Below are 16,340 nucleotides of genomic sequence, written 5' to 3' on the forward strand. Positions count from 1 at the left end.
CCCCCGCCCTGCTCAACCAAATCCAAGCCAAAGCCCCGTTTCAGACGGCCTTGCACCATTGGCTCGACGGCGTATTGTGCGCCCCCGATTTGGATTACGCCCTGAGCCGCCAAAGCGACCTGCAACCCGGCCAGCTTTGGCTCACGCCCGAAGGCCACCGCATCGACCGCGTCAGCACCGTGCTGTACGCCCGAAACCGGCAGGACAACCTGATGGCGCGCAAAGAACGTTTGGACGAACTGGCCGCCGAACTGGCCGCCCTGTCGCCCCGTCTGGCCGATGCCGAACAACAGCTCGCCCGCAGCAAAACCGAACTGGCAGCCGCCGAAACGCACCATAAAAACCTGCTGCAACAGCAAAAACAGCACAACCAGCAATACCAGCAGGCGCAGCAGCGCGCCGCCGAAATGCTCGCCCGCACCAACCAAGGGCAAATCCGCCGCGAACACATCGAGCGCGAACTGGCGCAAATCGAAGAAGAACAAACCGTGCTCGAACAAACTTCAGACGGCCTGCAAGACGATATCGCCACCCTCGCCGAAGCCGCCGCCGAACTCGAACACCAGCAGCACAACACCGGCGGCAGCCGCCAAGAGCAGCAAGGCCGTCTGAAACAGGCCCAGCTCGCCCTGTTGGAAGCCAACCGCCAATACGGCCTCGCCGAAGTGGCCGTGCACAAACTGCAACAGCAAAAACAGCATTTCCAACAACAGCTCGTCCAGCTCGAACAGCAAACCTTAGACTGGCAGGAGCGCCAGTCCGAACTTGCGCTGGCCTATGAAGCCGAAACCCAAAACGACGAACAGCACGCCAAACTGAGCGAGCTGGGCGAAGCCGTGCAAACGCTCGACGAACAATACCTCGCCATGCAGAACCAACTCGCCGCTACCCAAGCGCAAGGCCGCGAGCAATACGCCCAACAGCAGGCGCTGCAAAGCAAACTGCCGCAATTACAGGCCGCCACCCAAACCGCCCTTCTGCAACAGCAGGAAGCCCTGATTAACGCCAAACGCTTCCACCAAAACCTCACCGAACGGGAAGCCGACTTCGAATCGCTCGAAAAACTGGCCGCCGCATCGGGCAACCTGAAAGCACTTAGCAACGACATCGGCAGCCTCGCACAACAAATTGAAGCCCTCGGCGCCGTCAACCTCGCCGCCCTGCAAGAGCTGGAAGAAGCCCGCGAACGCGACGGCTACTACCGCGGCCAAAGCGAAGACGTGCAGGCCGCCATCAACCTGCTCGAAGAAGCCATCGCCCAAATCGACGGCAAAACCAAAGAGCGTTTCAAAGCCACTTTCGACGCCGTCAACGAAAAAGTACAAACCTTTTTCCCCACCCTGTTCGGCGGCGGCGAAGCCACCCTGCACATGATAGGCGACGACCTGCTCACTGCCGGCGTATCCATCATGGCGCGCCCGCCCGGCAAGAAAAACAGCACCATCCATCTGTTGAGTGGCGGCGAAAAAGCGCTTACCGCCATGAGTTTGGTGTTCGCCCTCTTCAGCCTCAACCCCGCCCCGTTCTGCCTGCTCGACGAGGTGGACGCCCCGCTCGACGATGCCAACACCGGCCGCTTCTGCAATTTGGTGAAAGAAATGTCGGCGCAAACCCAGTTTCTCTATATTTCGCACAACCGCCTCACCATGGAAATGGCCGAACAGCTCATCGGCGTAACCATGCAGGAAAAAGGCGTGTCGCGGATTGTGGCGGTGGATATCCGGCAGGCGCTGAAAATGGCCGAACCGGCGTAAACACAATCCGAAGCCTTTGCACAAATACCTGAAGGCCGTCTGAAAAAATATTTCAGACGGCCTTCAGGTATAGTGGCTTAAATTCACAATAGGACAAGGCGCCGAGCCGCAGACAGTACAGGTAGTACGGCAAGGCGAGGCAACGCTGTACGTGTTGAATTTAAGCCACTATATTTTTGCAAAGGTCTCGGGTTTAACTATATTTTTAAGCCTAATCAATAATAGAGTAGTAACACCAGCAAACTGTTTCCCCATACCGTATCATATCCGCACCGCTTGAACATAAACGCAAATGTTCTGAAACAGCCTGATCACGGCACATTCAAGCCAAACGAAACAAAGGAGAAACAGCATGACCAAACTCTATCTCGGCCCGGTATTGTCGTTCCGGGGCGGTGCGGAAAAGGGCGAATGGAAAGTAACCGCACTAATTGCCGTGTCCGACAAAGAAGCCTTTCCCGTTATCCGCCTCAACGGCAAAGCCGTGCCCGCACCCCTGATTTTGCTGCGCCACGGCGGCAAAGCCTACCTGCGCTACGATTTATCGTGCAAACAAACGGCAAACGAGCGCCGGGTCGAATACCGCATCGACGGCATAGAAGAAACCTGGCACTTTACCGTGCCTGCCAAAGGGCAGGCACCGCGCATGGCCTATGTGTCGTGCAACGGTTTTTCCGACCCCGGCGGCATACGCAAGCTGATAAAAGGCGCAAACGCAGTTTGGGAAGATTTGCTGTGCAACCACGACAAAACCGTGCGCCCGTCTGATTACCGCATCGACAAAGAACAGCTTTGGCACGAAACGCGCACCCATGATAAAGGGCTGCAACGCTTCCACCTGCTGCTGATGGGCGGCGACCAAATATATTTCGACCCGATTTGGGAAGACATCAAACCGCTGAAAGAATGGGTGAACCTGCCGCGCAGCCGCCAGTTGGCCTATAAAGTCAACGCCGCGCTGGATAAGAAAATCGAAGATTACTACATCGCCTATTACAGCGACCGCTGGCTGCAAAACAGTCGCGCACCGTGGGGAGCCGCCCGCAAAACATTGGATTCCGCCAACGGCATGGCGCGGATTCCCACCGTGATGATGTGGGACGACCACGATATTTTCGACGGCTGGGGTTCATACAGCCCCGAAATGCAGCGCTGCCACCTGTTCCAACGCCTGTTTTACCACGCCCGCCGCGCCTTCTGGATTTTCCAGATGCAGCAGGCTGCCGACCAACTGCCCGAACTGACCTTGCGCAGCGACATCCCCATGCGCATCGACGACCCGATATTCGAGCCGGCCGCATGGTCGCAGATATTGAAATCCGACAAACTCGCCCTGCCCCTGCTCGACAACCAGCCCGGGTTTTCGTTTGCCTTCAACATCGGCCCGGTCGGCCTCTTGGTGGCCGATTTGCGCACCGAACGCTCCTACCGCCAAATCATGGGGCCGGACACTTGGCGCGCGCTGCAAAGCTGGCTGGGCAGTATTTCAGACGGCACTGGCCATCTGCTGTTCATCTCGTCGGTGCCCGTGATGCACCCCAAACTGTCGCTGGCCGAAACGCTGATGGACAATCTGGGCTTCGAACACGTTCTCGACAGCAGCGCCGACGACCTCAAAGACCACTGGACCAACGACGACCACGAAGGCGAGCGCAAACGGCTGCTCGAAACCCTGTTCCGCACGGCCAAAACCAAACAACTGCGCATAACCGTGTTATCGGGCGACGTACACGTTGCCGCATGGGGCGTGGTGCACCGTGTCGACACCGAATGCAAAGACGGCTGCGACCAAATACAGCAGCTCACTTCCAGCGCCGTCGTCCACCCTTCGCTGGTCTCGGTGATGGAACGGATTTTCTGCCACATGCTCAACTCTATTGCCAAGAAAAAACAAACGCTCGATGTTAACCTGAGCGCCGAAATGATGCTGTTTCCCGGCGCCAACCGTTATGTGATGCCCAATAGAAACTGGCTGGCGTTGGAATTGGATGCCAACGCGCGCCACAGCAAATTGTGGGCAAGCTGGCGCTGCGAAACCCAAACCGTGTTCAGCAACCATTTGCTGGCTATCGAAGGGTTTAAGCAATAATCTAATGCAGGCGTTGTAAAAACATCGGGGCCGTCTGAAAGGTTTTGTTTCAATAACCTTTCAGACGGCCTGATAACCTGAGACCTTTATAAGCCATGCCTGCATCTTAAAAAATATGTAACCTTCCTTAAGCCCCCGCCACCGTCATGCTTTCCACCAACACCGAGCCGATTTTGTTCGGCGAACGCGGCAGCGCGTCGTCTGCCGCGCCGGCAATGTTGAGATACATATCCTGCAAACGTCCGGCAATGGTAATTTCTTCCACCGGATAGGCAATCACGCCGTTTTCCACCCAAAAGCCCGCCGCGCCGCGCGAATAGTCGCCGGTGAGCATATTCACGCCCTGCCCCATCAGCTCGGTTACCAACAGACCCGTGCCCATGGCTTTGAGCAGGTCGGCCTGCGAAGCGTGGGTGTGGTTCAAATAAAGGTTGTGCGCACCGCCGGCATTGGCGGTGGTTTGCATACCGAGTTTGCGCGCGCTGTAACTGCTTAAAAAATAACCCTGCACCACGCCGTTTTCCAACACGAAGCGCGGTTGCGTCGCCACGCCTTCGGCATCGAAATAAGTGCTGCCGAAGGCGCGCTTAATATGCGGCTCTTCGCGCAGGCTGAGAAAACCGGGCAGAATCTGCTTGCCGAGGCTGTCGGTAAGGAAGCTGCTCTGGCGGTATAGCGCACCGCCGCTCAGGCCGCCGATTAAATGGCCGATCAGCCCGCCCGCCACAGTGGCATCAAACAATACGGGATAGCTGCCGGTGGAGATGCTGCGCGCGCCCAAGCGGCGCACGGTGCGCAAGGCGGCGGTGCGGCCTATGCTTGCGGGCGAATCCAAATCGGCGTGGCGGCAGGAAGCGTCATACCAATAATCGCGCTGCATGCCGTTTGCGCCGGCGGCCACCACGCTGCACGAAATGCTGTGGCGCGTGCCTTGCTGGTGGGCGGAAAAGCCGTGCGAATTGCCGTAAACATATTGGTAATGGCCGGTTTGCACGCCCGCGCCTTCCGAATTGCTGATGCGCTTATCGTAATCAAGTGCGGCCTGCTCGCATTGTTTGGCAAGGCTCACAGCCTCCTCAGCGGGCAAATCCCACTCGTGGTATTTGTCTAAATCGCCGATATGCCGCGCCATCAGGCCGGCGTCGGCCAAGCCCGCGCACTCGTCTTCGGCGGTGTAGCGGGCGATGTCCACGGCGGCACGCACCGTGTCGTGCAGCGCCTGCGGCGAGAAATCGGCGGTGCTGGCGCGGCCTTTGCGCCGGCCCGCATACACGGTGATGTCGAGCGATTTGTCCTGCTGGTATTCGATTTGCTCGATTTCACCCAAGCGCACGCTCACGCTCTGGCCCAGCGATTCGCTCAAATCGGCTTCGGCAGCGGTGGCCCCCTGCTGCGCGGCAAGCTGCAAAACCTGTTCGCAAAGCAGCAGCAATTCGTTTTTACTGTGGTTGAACATAAATCTGCCTGTTGGAAAATCTGCGGTATTTTAACCGTTTTCAGACGGCCTTAGTTAAATTACGCCTATCGCAAAGATAGTGCGGCGGCTTATGCTAAAATGCCCCGATTGTTTCAACGGATTTAAAAATAATGGGCAGCAACGAGCAAGAATGGGTAAGCAAAACCCAGATGAAAAAACAGATGGACAACCTGCAAGACCTAGGTATGCAGTTAACCAAACTTTCCGCCGACACGCTGAAAAAAATCGGTTTGCCGGAAGATTTATACGAAGCCGTGCTGGCCTATAAAAAAATCACGTCCAACGGCGCCACCAAGCGCCAGGCGCAATATATCGGCCGCCTGATGCGCGACACCGACCCCGAACCCATCGAGCGCTACCTTGCCAAACTGCGCGGCGACAACGCCGCCCACAACGCCTTTCTGCAACGGGTGGAGCAGGCGCGCGACCGCCTGATTGCGGGCGACGACGCACTCACCGCCTTTATCGCCGACTATCCGCACGCCGATGCGGGCAAACTGCGCACCTTAATCCGCAACACCCGCAAAGAGCAGGAACTGAACAAGCCGCCGAAAAACTTCCGCGCCCTGTTTCAGGAAATCAAAGCCGTGATGGACGGCGGTTCCGCCGCTTCGGAAGATGCCGACGACACAGATGAAGAATAACTGCCGAAAGCAAGAGCAGCCCGGGCCGGAATGTTTGTAAAACTCCGGCCCGGATATTTTTAAACACCGTTGCAAACCAAACACACATTCCGCCCCGTCGCGGCAATCCGAGAGCAATTTATGCTTGATGCTTTAATCCTTTCAGACGGCCTGCTAAGATAAAGATTATCGAACGTCATAACGGAGAAAACGATGATGGAATGGGTGGTATTGTTGGTATTGGCCGGCCTGTTCGGCGTGTTGCCGGTAGTTATTTACAACCGCTTGGTGCGTGCGCAAAACGAATACCGTAACGCCTTTGCACAAATCCAAGTACAGCTCAAACGCCGGCATGATCTGATACCCAATCTGGTGGAAACCGTACGGGTCTATCTGCAACACGAAAGCCAAACCCTGGAAGCGGTGGTGCAGGCGCGCAATCATGCGGCCGGGTTATTGCAGGCTACGGGAAGCAAGGCCGGTGATGCTTCGGGCATGCTGCCGCTGGCGCAGGGCGAACAGCAGCTTACGGCGGCATTGCGCAGCCTGAATGTGGCGGTGGAAGCCTACCCAGAATTGAAAGCCGATCAAGCCGTGCGCGATTTGCATGAAGAACTGGCCGGTGCGGAAAACCGTGTGGCGTTTGCGCGGCAGGCTTATAACGATGCCGTACAGGATTACAATAACGCCCGCGAAACTTTCCCCGCCTCTTTGCTGGCCGACTTTTTCGGACACAAGAAAAACGCCGTACCGTTGCAATTCGACGATCATGCTGCGATTCAATCCGCACCTAAAATTTCGCTGTAAAACAGCTGGATCGGTTTAGATGAAGTTCCGCAAATATCAGGCAAACGCCCGCCGTATCAGCGGGCATTTGTTGCGGCTGTATGCCGCTGCGGTGACTGCCGTTGCGGGCTTTACCGCCTTTGTTACCGCCCTGTTGTGTTCGCTTTACCTTTCCACAGGCGCAAGCGGTGCGGGGTTCGCCGTCAACCGCACGGTTTTTGCGGTGGTGTTCGTTTTGATATCAGCATTGATTGTCGGCGCCGGCTGGATACGCCTGCGCCAATTGTCGGCAGGCGGGCATGTGGTGGCCGAGTCGCTCGGCGGACGGCGGATTACGCGCGAACAAGCCGGTTTTGCAGAGCGCCGTCTGTTGAACGTGGTGGAGGAAATGGCGATTGCCTCGGGCGTGCGCATGCCCAAAGTGTATATTCTGCCTGAAACCGGCCTGAACGCATTTGCCGCAGGCATGGAGCAGCGCGATGCAGTTATCGGTATTACCCACGGTGCTTTACAGACTTTCGACCGCAACGAACTGCAAGCGGTAGTGGCGCACGAATTCAGCCACATTCTCAACGGCGACATGCGCCGCAATATGCAGCTTTGCGGCTGTCTCTACGGTTTGCAGATGATTACCATGCTCGGGCGTCTGTTTATCAGCGGCGACCCCCAAAGCCATATCCGCTATGCCGGAAACCGCAACCTGCCCACAATTTTTCTCGGCATGGTGCTGCTGTGCATCGGCTTTACCGGCTCGCTGGCCGCCGGCTGGATACAGGCGGCCATCAGCCGCCAACGCGAATTTTTGGCCGACGCCTCAGCCGTACAGTTTACGCGCCAAAGCAACGGTTTGGCTTCGGCCCTGTATAAAGTGGCTGTCGCACCCAACCGCCGCCTGGCTTCACCACATGCGGCCGAGTATGCCCACTTTATGTTTGAAAGTGTGTACGAAGCGGATATTTTCGACAAACTGGCCGCCACCCACCCCGATATTCTCACCCGTATCGAACGGCTCAGCCCCGCCAAAGCCCGCATCTGGCAATCTGAAATACGGCGGGCACAAACCGTTAGGCCCGCTTTTTTCTATATACCGAACGGAGCCGGTTTTTCAGACGGCCTGCAACAGGCAACAGCCCAAAACCATGAAAACACCCTTTACCGGCAACAGCGGCAAGCCGGACATCTGGCTGAAAATATCCGCCGCATTTGCCCGCAATCCCTGCAACGCAGGGAAGAAATGCTGCGTTACCGCCCGAAACATTGGCTCAGCGCCGAAGGCGACAGCGAACGCCTGATGGTGGTGCTGGCTGCTTTATTCGCCCCCGCGGCTTTGGCCGAAGCCGAGGCCGAATGGGCCGTTCGCTTTCCTTTGCGCTCGGCATTCTACCGCCGCTTGCAGCAGCACCCCCTGCCCCAACCCCTTCACCGTGCCTTATTGGAATACCTGCTGCCTTCGATAGCCGCCCTGCCGCAAAGCGAACAAAACTATCTCAACACCCAGCTACACCTGCTGCTGGCCAACCACACCCTGCCTGCACCGAAAGCCTTTTTATGGCTGCTGGCTTCAGCCTGGTTGCCGCAATTCGGGCATCAAATACATGCGGAAAATAACGATATTACCGAACACCTGATTCATACCGTGACGGAATGGACCAAACAAGGCGGTGCTTTAAATGCCGCCGCCCGCCAAAATCTACCCCAGTCTCTGCATCAAGCCGCCATGCTGCCGCGCAGAGCGCGCGCAACTGCAATGGAACGCTGCCGGCAGATTATTATTGAGAGCAGTGAAATACCGTGCACAGCGGAAGCAGAAGAAGTGTTACAGATATACGGGCAGCTTGCCGACAGCTGATACCATAACAGGTAAACCGAAACCTTTGCAAAATTCATTTAGGCCGTCTGAAACATTCAATTATCGTTTGACCCTGTGTAAAAGCCTCGGCCTGAGTGAATTTTGCAAAGGCATCCGCTAGCAAATATTTCAACCAATTCATCAACTCAAAATAAAAAATCCCTGCTTGAAAGCAGGGATTGTTGCAATACAAAACGGGTAAAACAAATTAACGTTTTGAGAATTGTTTGGCGCGGCGTGCTTTGCGCAGACCGGGTTTTTTACGCTCAACTTCACGGGCATCGCGGGTAACGAAGCCGGCTTGCGACAGAGCGGGTTTCAGGGCTGCATCGTAGTCGATCAGTGCACGGGTAATGCCGTGGCGGATAGCGCCGGACTGGCCGGTTTCACCGCCGCCGGTTACGTTAACTTTGATGTCGAAAGCTTCGGCATTTTCAGTCAGAACCAAAGGTTGGCGAACCACCATGCGGCTGGTTTCGCGTGCGAAGAATTCGTCAACGGGGCGGCCGTTTACGATAATCTGGCCGGTACCTTTTTGCAGAAATACACGAGCCACTGAACTTTTGCGGCGGCCTGTGCCGTAGTAGTATTTACCGTTCATGTCGTGTCCTTAGATTTCCAAAACTTTGGGTTGTTGGGCTGCATGGCCGTGCTCGGAGCCGGCATACACTTTCAGTTTTTTGATCATGGCGTAACCCAAGGGGCCTTTGGGCAGCATGCCTTTAACGGCTTTTTCCAAAACGCGCTCGGGGAATTTTTCTTGCATTTCGGTGAAGTTGCGCTCATAGATACCGCCGGGGAAACCTGAGTGGCGGTAGTATTTTTTGTCGAGTGCTTTATTGCCGGTTACACGCAGTTTGTCGGCGTTAATCACGATGATGTAGTCGCCGGTATCAACGTGGGGGGTGTATTCGGGCTTGTGTTTGCCGCGCAGACGGCGGGCGATTTCTGCGGCAACGCGACCCAAAACTTTGTCTTGGGCGTCAACCACGAACCACTCGCGCTTTACTTCATGCGGCTTGGCTGAAAAGGTTTTCATAAGGGGTAATCCAGATAGATATAGAAAGCTGCCGATTTTATAGAGGATTGCGACGGCTGTCAATCCGATTCGAGCGCTTCTTTATGAGGCGCCGGCCCGACCGGGAAAATCGGGCGCACGACCGCATACCGGGTGTTGTTTTCGCACCGCATATGGCGAAATACCGCCCTATACGGGCGGTATTTTTGAAATAGGGAATCCCCGCAAGTGCCGTTTGGGCGGAATCCGCTTGAACCTTGCTGACAAGGCGGTCACCTCGGACAGTTTCGGGTGCATCTGTTCAGACGCTCGCGCCCACTGCAACTCCCAGCAACCTGAAGCGAACGTATTGGTTCAAAGGAATGTATGCCTTCGCGAACACCGCAGGGAAAGAGAAGTTAGGCTTGCACTTGTGTTTTGTTTAAAACTTTTTCGCAAGCATTAATCATGTCTGTTATTTTACGCTCAAAATCGCCGATTGCCAAATCGTCTTTCATCGACATTTTCAACAGGTCGTGCACGAGGTTGAGTGCGGCCATAATCACGATTTTGTCGGTTTCGACAATACGGCCGCTTTGCTTGATGGCGTCGAATTTCTGGTTGAGCATGGAAACCGCTTGCAGCAGCGTGGCTTTTTCTTCGGCGGGGGTGCCGATGGTGAAAGAGCGTCCCATGATTTCGAGGCTGACTTGTTCGATACTCATTAATTTAGCCCTCTTGTGCGGTGGTTTCGGCCTCCTGCGGCAGGCGTGCAAGCAGGGTGCGCAGGTGTTCGGCATTGGCGCTCAAGGCGTTGCGGTATTTTTGGTTTTCGGCGGTTAATGCGTCGATTTGCGCCTGCATCTGTTCGGTAATGCCCCGGTGCTGGCTCTGCATGATCTCGGTGGTGTTGCGGTGTTGCGCTTCCATGTCGGTTTTGAGCTTGTTCATCTGAACCATCAGGGCCTCGCTCAATTCGTCCACGGCGGCCTGGTGTTCGTTTTTCTGCTGCTCCTGCGCCAGATGCTGGCGGGAAAGTTCGTCGTTGAGCCGGGCGACTTCTTCTTGCAGGCGTTTGTTTTCGCCAAGCTGGGTTTCGAATTTTTGCGCCAGCTGGTAAACGTTGACTTCGAGTTTGTCTAATAACTGATTCATGTTGTGTGCACTCGGTTGGTTACGGGGGCAAGCATAGTAGGGATAACGGGGGCTGTCAAATAAGGCCGTCTGAACGTTATGTTTTTCAGACGGCCTGCATAGGCGGCGGGTTTTGGTGTTTATTCGAAACGGGCTTCCCGATCCATCAGGCGCTCGACCACCTGGCGGGCATCAAGCTCTTTGCGGATGAGCTGGAGTAGGGTTTGCGTGATGGGCATATCGATTTGGTAGGTGCAGGCGGTGTTGAACACTTCTTCGATGGTGCTCACGCCTTCCGAAACATGGCCGATTTCGGTTAATACTTGGTGCAGCTCTTTGCCTTTCGCCAGCCCCAGACCGACGCGCCGGTTGCGCGACAGGGCGCCGGTGCAGGTGAGAATCAGATCGCCGATACCTGCCAAGCCCATCATGGTTTTGGGCTGTGCGCCCATGGCAACGGCCAGGCGGGTGATTTCGGCCAAACCGCGCGTAACCAAAGCGGCGCGGGCGTTAAGGCCGTAACCGAGGCCGTCTGAAAGGCCGGTGGCGATGGCCATGATGTTTTTAACGGCTCCGCCCACCGCTACGCCGATTGCGTCTTCGCTGCCGTATAAACGCAGCACGTTGGTGTTCAGACGGCCTACCAGCTCTTCCACCCATGCTTTGTTTTCCGACGCAAGCACCACGGCGCACGGCAGCTGCTGCGCCAATTCTTGTGCGAAGCTGGGGCCGGACAGCACGCCGATATTGGGGTTGTTTGGCAGCACTTCTTTCACCACTTGAAAGGTCAGCAGGCCGGTATCCTGCTCGAAACCTTTGCAGGCGGTGAGCACCGGCAGGTGGCCGGCGCCGTGTTCGGCCAAAAGTTTTGCGCTGTCGCGCAGGCCGGCAACCGACGTTACGATCAGTACAAGCTCGGCGCCTGCCAAGGCTTCGTTCAGGTTTGTGTGCACGGTCAAACCGGCGGGCAAGGCGAACCCGGGCAGATAACGTTTGTTTTCACGGTCGCGTGCCAGGTTTTCCATGTGTTCGGGATTGCGCGACCACACGGCGGTTTCGTGGCCGTGCAGGGCAAAGTGGATGGCTAGCGCAGTTCCCCAAGAGCCTGCGCCCATTACGGTGATTTTCATATTTGGTTTCTCCGACTCAATTCACTAACTTTAAAACAATCGCGGCGGTGGTGCAAGTTTGCGGGCGGCGGGTTGCGTTTGCATATTTATGACTGTGGTTTTGCGGTTTGATACCCGCCTTGCCGTGATTGATGATAATCATTATAATTAATCAAAACGTGTCTCCCCCGCTTCAAGAACCCGTTCGGCGCATATGCAAGCCGGAACATTCTCTCAAGCCCGCCCCACACTTTCCACTTTATTGAAAAACCCGCTTCAACCCCATGTTCCAACTCGACAAGCTTTCTTTTTCCCTACCTGAGCGCACGCTCTTGCACGACATCAATCTGCAGTTTGCGCCTAACCGCGTGTACGGCTTAATCGGCCACAACGGCTCGGGCAAATCCACCTTATTGAAGCTGCTCACCCGCCAAATCCAGCCTACCGCCGGCAGCCTGCTGCTCGACAACCGCCCCGCCGCTGCTTATTCCGCACGCGAATACGCCCGCCAAGTAGCTTATCTGCCGCAGCATCTGCCGGCCGCCACCTCGCTGACCGCGCGCGAACTGGTGGCGATGGGGCGTTATGCGTGGAGCGGCCTGATGGGGCGCGGCGCAGACGACCAAGCAGCGGTGGAAGAAGCGTTTGCGCTCACCCACACCGAGCGCTTTGCTGGCCAGATTGTCGACACGCTTTCGGGCGGCGAACGCTCGCGCATTTGGCTGGCGATGTGTTTGGCGCAGCAGAGCCGCTTTCTGCTGCTCGACGAGCCGCTGGCGGCGCTGGACATTGCCCACCAAATCGAAGTGATGGCGCTGGTGAACAGCCTTTCGCGCCGTTTGAATCTGGGCGTGGTGATTGTGATTCACGACATCAATCTGGCGGCGCAGTATTGCGACGAACTGATTGCGCTCAAACAGGGCCGTCTGCTCAAACAAGGCGGGCCGTCTGAAATCATGACCGCCGCCGTGCTGAAAGAGATTTACAGCGTGGACATGAACATCATCGCCCATCCGCACAGCGGCAGGCCGGTGGCTTTGCCGTGAAAGCAGGTGGAATGATGAAACGCTTTTTTTCAGACGGCCTGAAACACGCCCGGCTCGGTTGCGCGGCTTTGGCAGTATGTTTGGCCGTTTTGCCTGCCGCCCATGCCGCGCCGCGCGTGGCCACCGCCGATTGGTCAACCGCCGAAACCCTGACCGCCATGAAACTGCCGCCGCTGGCGGTGGGCGACAAACGCGCTTACGGCAACTGGGTCAACTATCCCGTGCTGCCTGCGCAAACGCTGGATTCGGGTTTGCGCTTCCAACCCAATTTGGAACGCCTGCGGCAGCTTAAACCCGATATGTTTGTACAGTCTTCATGGTTTGCCCATTTGAAACCGCAGTTTGCCGCCATCGCGCCGGTGCACGAAATCGACTTCGCCACCGCCGATGGCACGCAATATGCCCACACCGTGGCCGCCACCCGCGCGCTCGGCAAGCTGGTGAATGCCTCCCCTGCCGCCGAACAATTGATCGTCGACACCAAACAGCAGCTGGCGCAACACCGGCAAACGCTCGCCCCCTACCGCTCCCGCCCGCTGGCCATCGTGCAGTTTGTCGATACGCGCCATCTGCGCATTTACGGGCGCACGTCGATGTATCAGGCGGTGCTGGACAAACTGGGCTTGCGTAATGTCTGGCAGGGCGAATCCAACGGCTGGGGCTTTGCCAATATCACGCTGGCCAAACTGGCCGGGCTGCCGCCTGACACGCTGTTGCTGATTGTGAAGCCGCATCCGGCCAATGTGCGGCCGGGTTTGGAAAAAAGCGCGCTGTGGCGGCGGCTGCCGTTTGCACAACCTGCCAACCGCCGCGTTTTGCCGCCTTCGTGGAGCTACGGCGCATTGCCGTCGATGCAGCATTTCGCGCAACAATTGGCACGCGCGCTGCCGTCTGAACAGGAAACATCATGGTAGGGAAAACGGTTTTTTTCAGACGGCCTGCTTGGGCGTTGATGATGATACTGGCCGCTTTGGCGCTGGTGTCGGGCTTGTGGATTCTTAAACTGCAATGGGTTTGGCCGTGGCCGCAGCTGTTTGCCGCGCCCGACACACTGCCGCTTGATGCACTGGCGGTGCAGCAAAACACTCTGCCGCGCATGGCGATGGCTTTATTGGCGGGCGGCGGTTTGGCGGCGGCCACCATGCTGATGCAGCAGGTGCTTCGCAATCCGCTGGCCGCCGACAGCACACTGGCAGTAGCGGGCGGCGCGCAACTGGCCTTGTTAACCGCCGGCGTGTTTTTCCCGGCCTTATTGCTGCACGGCACGTTTGCCGTGGCCTTTGCCGGTGCGGCGGCGGCGCTCTCGGCGGTACTGGCTTTGTCGGCACGGCGCGAAATGATGCCGGTTACGGTAGTGTTGGCCGGTTTGGTGATGAGCCTTTATCTCGGCTCCGTCAGCGGCATGATTACGCTGTTTTACGGTGAAGAGGCGCGCGCAGTGATGCAGTGGGGCAGCGGTTCGCTGGTGCAGGACAGCTGGCACGACAGCCTCGGCCTGCTGTGGCGGCTGGCGGCGGCGGGCGCGGTGTCGGCCTTGTTGCTGAAGCCTTTAAACATTATGAGTTTGAGCGACGATCAAGCCGCTGCGCTGGGCGTGCCCGTGAAAGCCGTGCGTACCGCCGCATTGGCTTTGGCGGCATTTGTGTGCGCCACCGTGGTGGGCATGGTGGGCATGATGGGATTCGTGGGGCTGGCGGCGGCCGCTGCGGTGCGGCAGGCCGGCGTGCGCACGCTGTCGGCACGCCTGTGGGCATCGTTTGCGGCAGGCGGCCTGATGCTGTTGGTAACCGATAATGCGCTGGTGCTGCTGGAACACTACCGCGGCATCGCCCTGCCCGCCGGTGCGCTAACCGCCTTAATCGGCGCGCCGTTGCTGTTGTGGCTGATGGCGCGTATGCCCGCCCGCCCTGCTTTTCAGGCAGCCACGGGCGGCAAAACCGCCGCGCTGCGCGCTTCGCCGTGGCTGCGTTATTCGCCCGCCCTGCTGCTGCCGGCCGCCGCGCTCGCGCTGTTGGTGGGCAACGGTGAACACGGCTGGCACCTCGACACCGACCCCGCCGTGTGGGCATTGCGTTATCCGCGCCTGCTGCTGGCGGCCGGTTGCGGCATGATGCTGGCCACGGTGGGCGTGCTGTTGCAGCGTTTGGCGCAAAACCCGATGGCCAGCCCGGAATTGCTGGGCATCAGTTCCGCCACCGCCTTGGGCGCGATGACGGCGGTGATGATATTCGGCGTTACCTCGGGCAGCGCGCTGTTTTGGCTGGCCGGCGGCGCGGCGGCTTTGCTGGCCTTAGGCTTGATGATGTGGTTCAACCGCAAAAACGGCCTGCAACCCGAAAAAGTGCTGCTCACCGGCATGGCGCTGGCAGCCTTGAGCGATGCCGCCATCCGCACTTGGTCGGCCATGGGCGACTACCGCACGCAGCAGCTCTTAATCTGGCTTTCCGGCTCCACTTACCACACCACGCCGCTGCTGTCGGCGGCGGTGGCCGTGCTGGCCTGTTTGCTGCTGGCTGCGGTGCTGCCGCTGGCCAAATGGCTCGCGCTCTTGAGTTTGGACAGCGTGGTGGCGCAGTCGGCCGGACTGAACGTGAAACGTGCGCGGCTGGTGCTGATTCTGTTGAGCGCGGTGCTCACCGCCGCCGCCACGCTGATGGTCGGCCCGCTGAGCTTCACCGGCCTGCTCGCGCCGCACTTGGCCGCCATGCTCGGCGCGCGGCTGCCCAAACAACAATTGCTGTACGGCGCGCTGTTGGGTGCGCTGATGATGGTACTGGCCGACTGGCTGGGGCGGCAACTGGCTTTCCCCTACGAAATCCCCGCCGGCCTGATGGCTACCCTAATCGGCGGCGCGTATTTTATGGTGTTGGTGAGAAAACTGTAAGAAACGGCAAAGGCCGTCTGAAAAGGTTTTCAGACGGCCTGAACAGATGCGGCCGAACAAGCGCTTAATGCCCGCCCATGTTGGAAAACAGGTTCAGCACCAGCACACCGGCCAAAATCAGCGTGATGCCGATGATGCCGCCCGCATCGACTTTCTGGCCGAAAAACACCACGCTCACCGCCGCCGTCAACACCAGCGCCACGCCCGCCCACACGGCATAGGCCGTGCCCAGCGGCATGGTTTTCAAGGCAAGGGAAAGAAAATAAAACGCCAGCCCGAATCCCAGCACCACGCCGAGTGCGGGCCATAATTTGCTGAAACCGCTGCTGAGTTTGAGCATGGTCGAGCCGAACACTTCGCTCACGATGGCCAGAGCCAGAAACAGCCAGTGCATGATAGATTCCTTAATAGCGTTTGCTGAAAACGGGAAACGGATTGTAACAACAGGCTAAACATTTGTGCAGGCTTGTTTTTTCAGATTTTCTATGCGCAAACCGCCCGTTGTTTTCAGACGGCCTGAACCCTTTGCCATATTCGTTTAGGCCGTCTGAAAAGCCGTAGGTCGGGCATTTATGCCCGACATCATCATTAG

General features: G+C 57.6%; 14 protein-coding genes, 1 other RNA gene and 1 pseudogene. 8 read left to right on the forward strand and 8 right to left on the reverse strand.

Going from position 1 to position 16,340, the window contains the following annotated elements; genetic code table 11:
- Positions 1 to 1,754: pseudogene (locus NQ012_RS11095) on the forward strand (chromosome segregation protein SMC); the annotation flags it as partial.
- A 352-nt stretch (positions 1,755 to 2,106) separates the two neighbouring features.
- On the forward strand, positions 2,107 to 3,843 hold the full coding sequence (locus NQ012_RS11100) for an alkaline phosphatase family protein (protein WP_257067650.1): 1,737 nt from the start codon (positions 2,107 to 2,109) through the stop codon (positions 3,841 to 3,843).
- 127 nt (positions 3,844 to 3,970) lie between these two features.
- Here the strand turns inward: NQ012_RS11100 and pmbA are convergent, their stop codons facing one another.
- On the reverse strand, positions 3,971 to 5,299 hold the full coding sequence (pmbA, locus tag NQ012_RS11105) for a metalloprotease PmbA (RefSeq protein WP_257067651.1): 1,329 nt from the start codon (positions 5,297 to 5,299) through the stop codon (positions 3,971 to 3,973).
- A gap of 131 nt (positions 5,300 to 5,430) precedes the next feature.
- On the opposite strand from pmbA, the gene yjgA reads away from it, so the two are divergent.
- The 3 genes from yjgA (at position 5,431) to NQ012_RS11120 (ending at position 8,578) form a co-directional block, all read left to right on the forward strand.
- The gene (gene yjgA / locus NQ012_RS11110; RefSeq protein ID WP_257067652.1) at positions 5,431 to 5,964 is read left to right on the forward strand and encodes a ribosome biogenesis factor YjgA; all 534 of its coding nucleotides are present in this window, start codon (positions 5,431 to 5,433) and stop codon (positions 5,962 to 5,964) included.
- A gap of 192 nt (positions 5,965 to 6,156) precedes the next feature.
- On the forward strand, positions 6,157 to 6,750 hold the full coding sequence (locus NQ012_RS11115; protein WP_257067653.1) for a LemA family protein: 594 nt from the start codon (positions 6,157 to 6,159) through the stop codon (positions 6,748 to 6,750).
- Between the two features lie 19 nt (positions 6,751 to 6,769).
- The gene (locus NQ012_RS11120; protein ID WP_257067654.1) at positions 6,770 to 8,578 is read left to right on the forward strand and encodes a M48 family metalloprotease; all 1,809 of its coding nucleotides are present in this window, start codon (positions 6,770 to 6,772) and stop codon (positions 8,576 to 8,578) included.
- Positions 8,579 to 8,786: 208 nt separating this feature from the next.
- Here NQ012_RS11120 and rpsI read toward each other — a convergent pair whose 3' ends face one another.
- The 6 genes from rpsI to NQ012_RS11150 form a co-directional block, all read right to left on the reverse strand.
- Positions 8,787 to 9,179, reverse strand: coding sequence for a 30S ribosomal protein S9 (rpsI, locus tag NQ012_RS11125; RefSeq protein ID WP_085366042.1), 393 nt, complete (start codon positions 9,177 to 9,179; stop codon positions 8,787 to 8,789).
- Between the two features lie 9 nt (positions 9,180 to 9,188).
- Complete coding sequence (rplM, locus tag NQ012_RS11130; RefSeq protein ID WP_085366043.1) at positions 9,189 to 9,617, reverse strand: 50S ribosomal protein L13; 429 nt, start codon at positions 9,615 to 9,617, stop codon at positions 9,189 to 9,191.
- Positions 9,618 to 9,811: 194 nt separating this feature from the next.
- Positions 9,812 to 9,989: non-coding RNA, 6S RNA (gene ssrS / locus NQ012_RS11135), on the reverse strand.
- A 5-nt stretch (positions 9,990 to 9,994) separates the two neighbouring features.
- On the reverse strand, positions 9,995 to 10,300 hold the full coding sequence (locus NQ012_RS11140; RefSeq protein WP_257067655.1) for a cell division protein ZapA: 306 nt from the start codon (positions 10,298 to 10,300) through the stop codon (positions 9,995 to 9,997).
- 4 nt (positions 10,301 to 10,304) lie between these two features.
- Positions 10,305 to 10,730, reverse strand: a complete 426-nt coding sequence (locus NQ012_RS11145) for a hypothetical protein (RefSeq protein WP_257067656.1) — start codon at positions 10,728 to 10,730, stop codon at positions 10,305 to 10,307.
- 119 nt (positions 10,731 to 10,849) lie between these two features.
- A complete protein-coding gene (locus NQ012_RS11150; RefSeq protein WP_257067657.1) occupies positions 10,850 to 11,839 on the reverse strand; it encodes an NAD(P)H-dependent glycerol-3-phosphate dehydrogenase in 990 nt (329 codons plus the stop codon).
- A 263-nt stretch (positions 11,840 to 12,102) separates the two neighbouring features.
- On the opposite strand from NQ012_RS11150, the gene NQ012_RS11155 reads away from it, so the two are divergent.
- From NQ012_RS11155 to fhuB, 3 genes are read left to right on the forward strand one after another with little or no spacing between them, the layout of a single operon-like run.
- Complete coding sequence (locus tag NQ012_RS11155; RefSeq protein WP_257067658.1) at positions 12,103 to 12,864, forward strand: ABC transporter ATP-binding protein; 762 nt, start codon at positions 12,103 to 12,105, stop codon at positions 12,862 to 12,864.
- Between the two features lie 11 nt (positions 12,865 to 12,875).
- Positions 12,876 to 13,778, forward strand: a complete 903-nt coding sequence (locus NQ012_RS11160; protein ID WP_257067659.1) for an ABC transporter substrate-binding protein — start codon at positions 12,876 to 12,878, stop codon at positions 13,776 to 13,778.
- A complete protein-coding gene (fhuB, locus tag NQ012_RS11165) occupies positions 13,772 to 15,748 on the forward strand; it encodes a Fe(3+)-hydroxamate ABC transporter permease FhuB (protein WP_257067660.1) in 1,977 nt (658 codons plus the stop codon). The genes NQ012_RS11160 and fhuB overlap by 7 nt, the downstream gene beginning before the upstream one ends.
- 64 nt (positions 15,749 to 15,812) lie before the next feature.
- Here fhuB and NQ012_RS11170 read toward each other — a convergent pair whose 3' ends face one another.
- Complete coding sequence (locus tag NQ012_RS11170; RefSeq protein WP_257067669.1) at positions 15,813 to 16,145, reverse strand: DMT family transporter; 333 nt, start codon at positions 16,143 to 16,145, stop codon at positions 15,813 to 15,815.
- Positions 16,146 to 16,340: the final 195 nt, after the last annotated feature.

The sequence above is a fragment of the Neisseria dentiae genome (genome assembly GCF_024580525.1).
Classification (GTDB): Bacteria; Pseudomonadota; Gammaproteobacteria; order Burkholderiales; family Neisseriaceae; genus Neisseria; species Neisseria dentiae_A.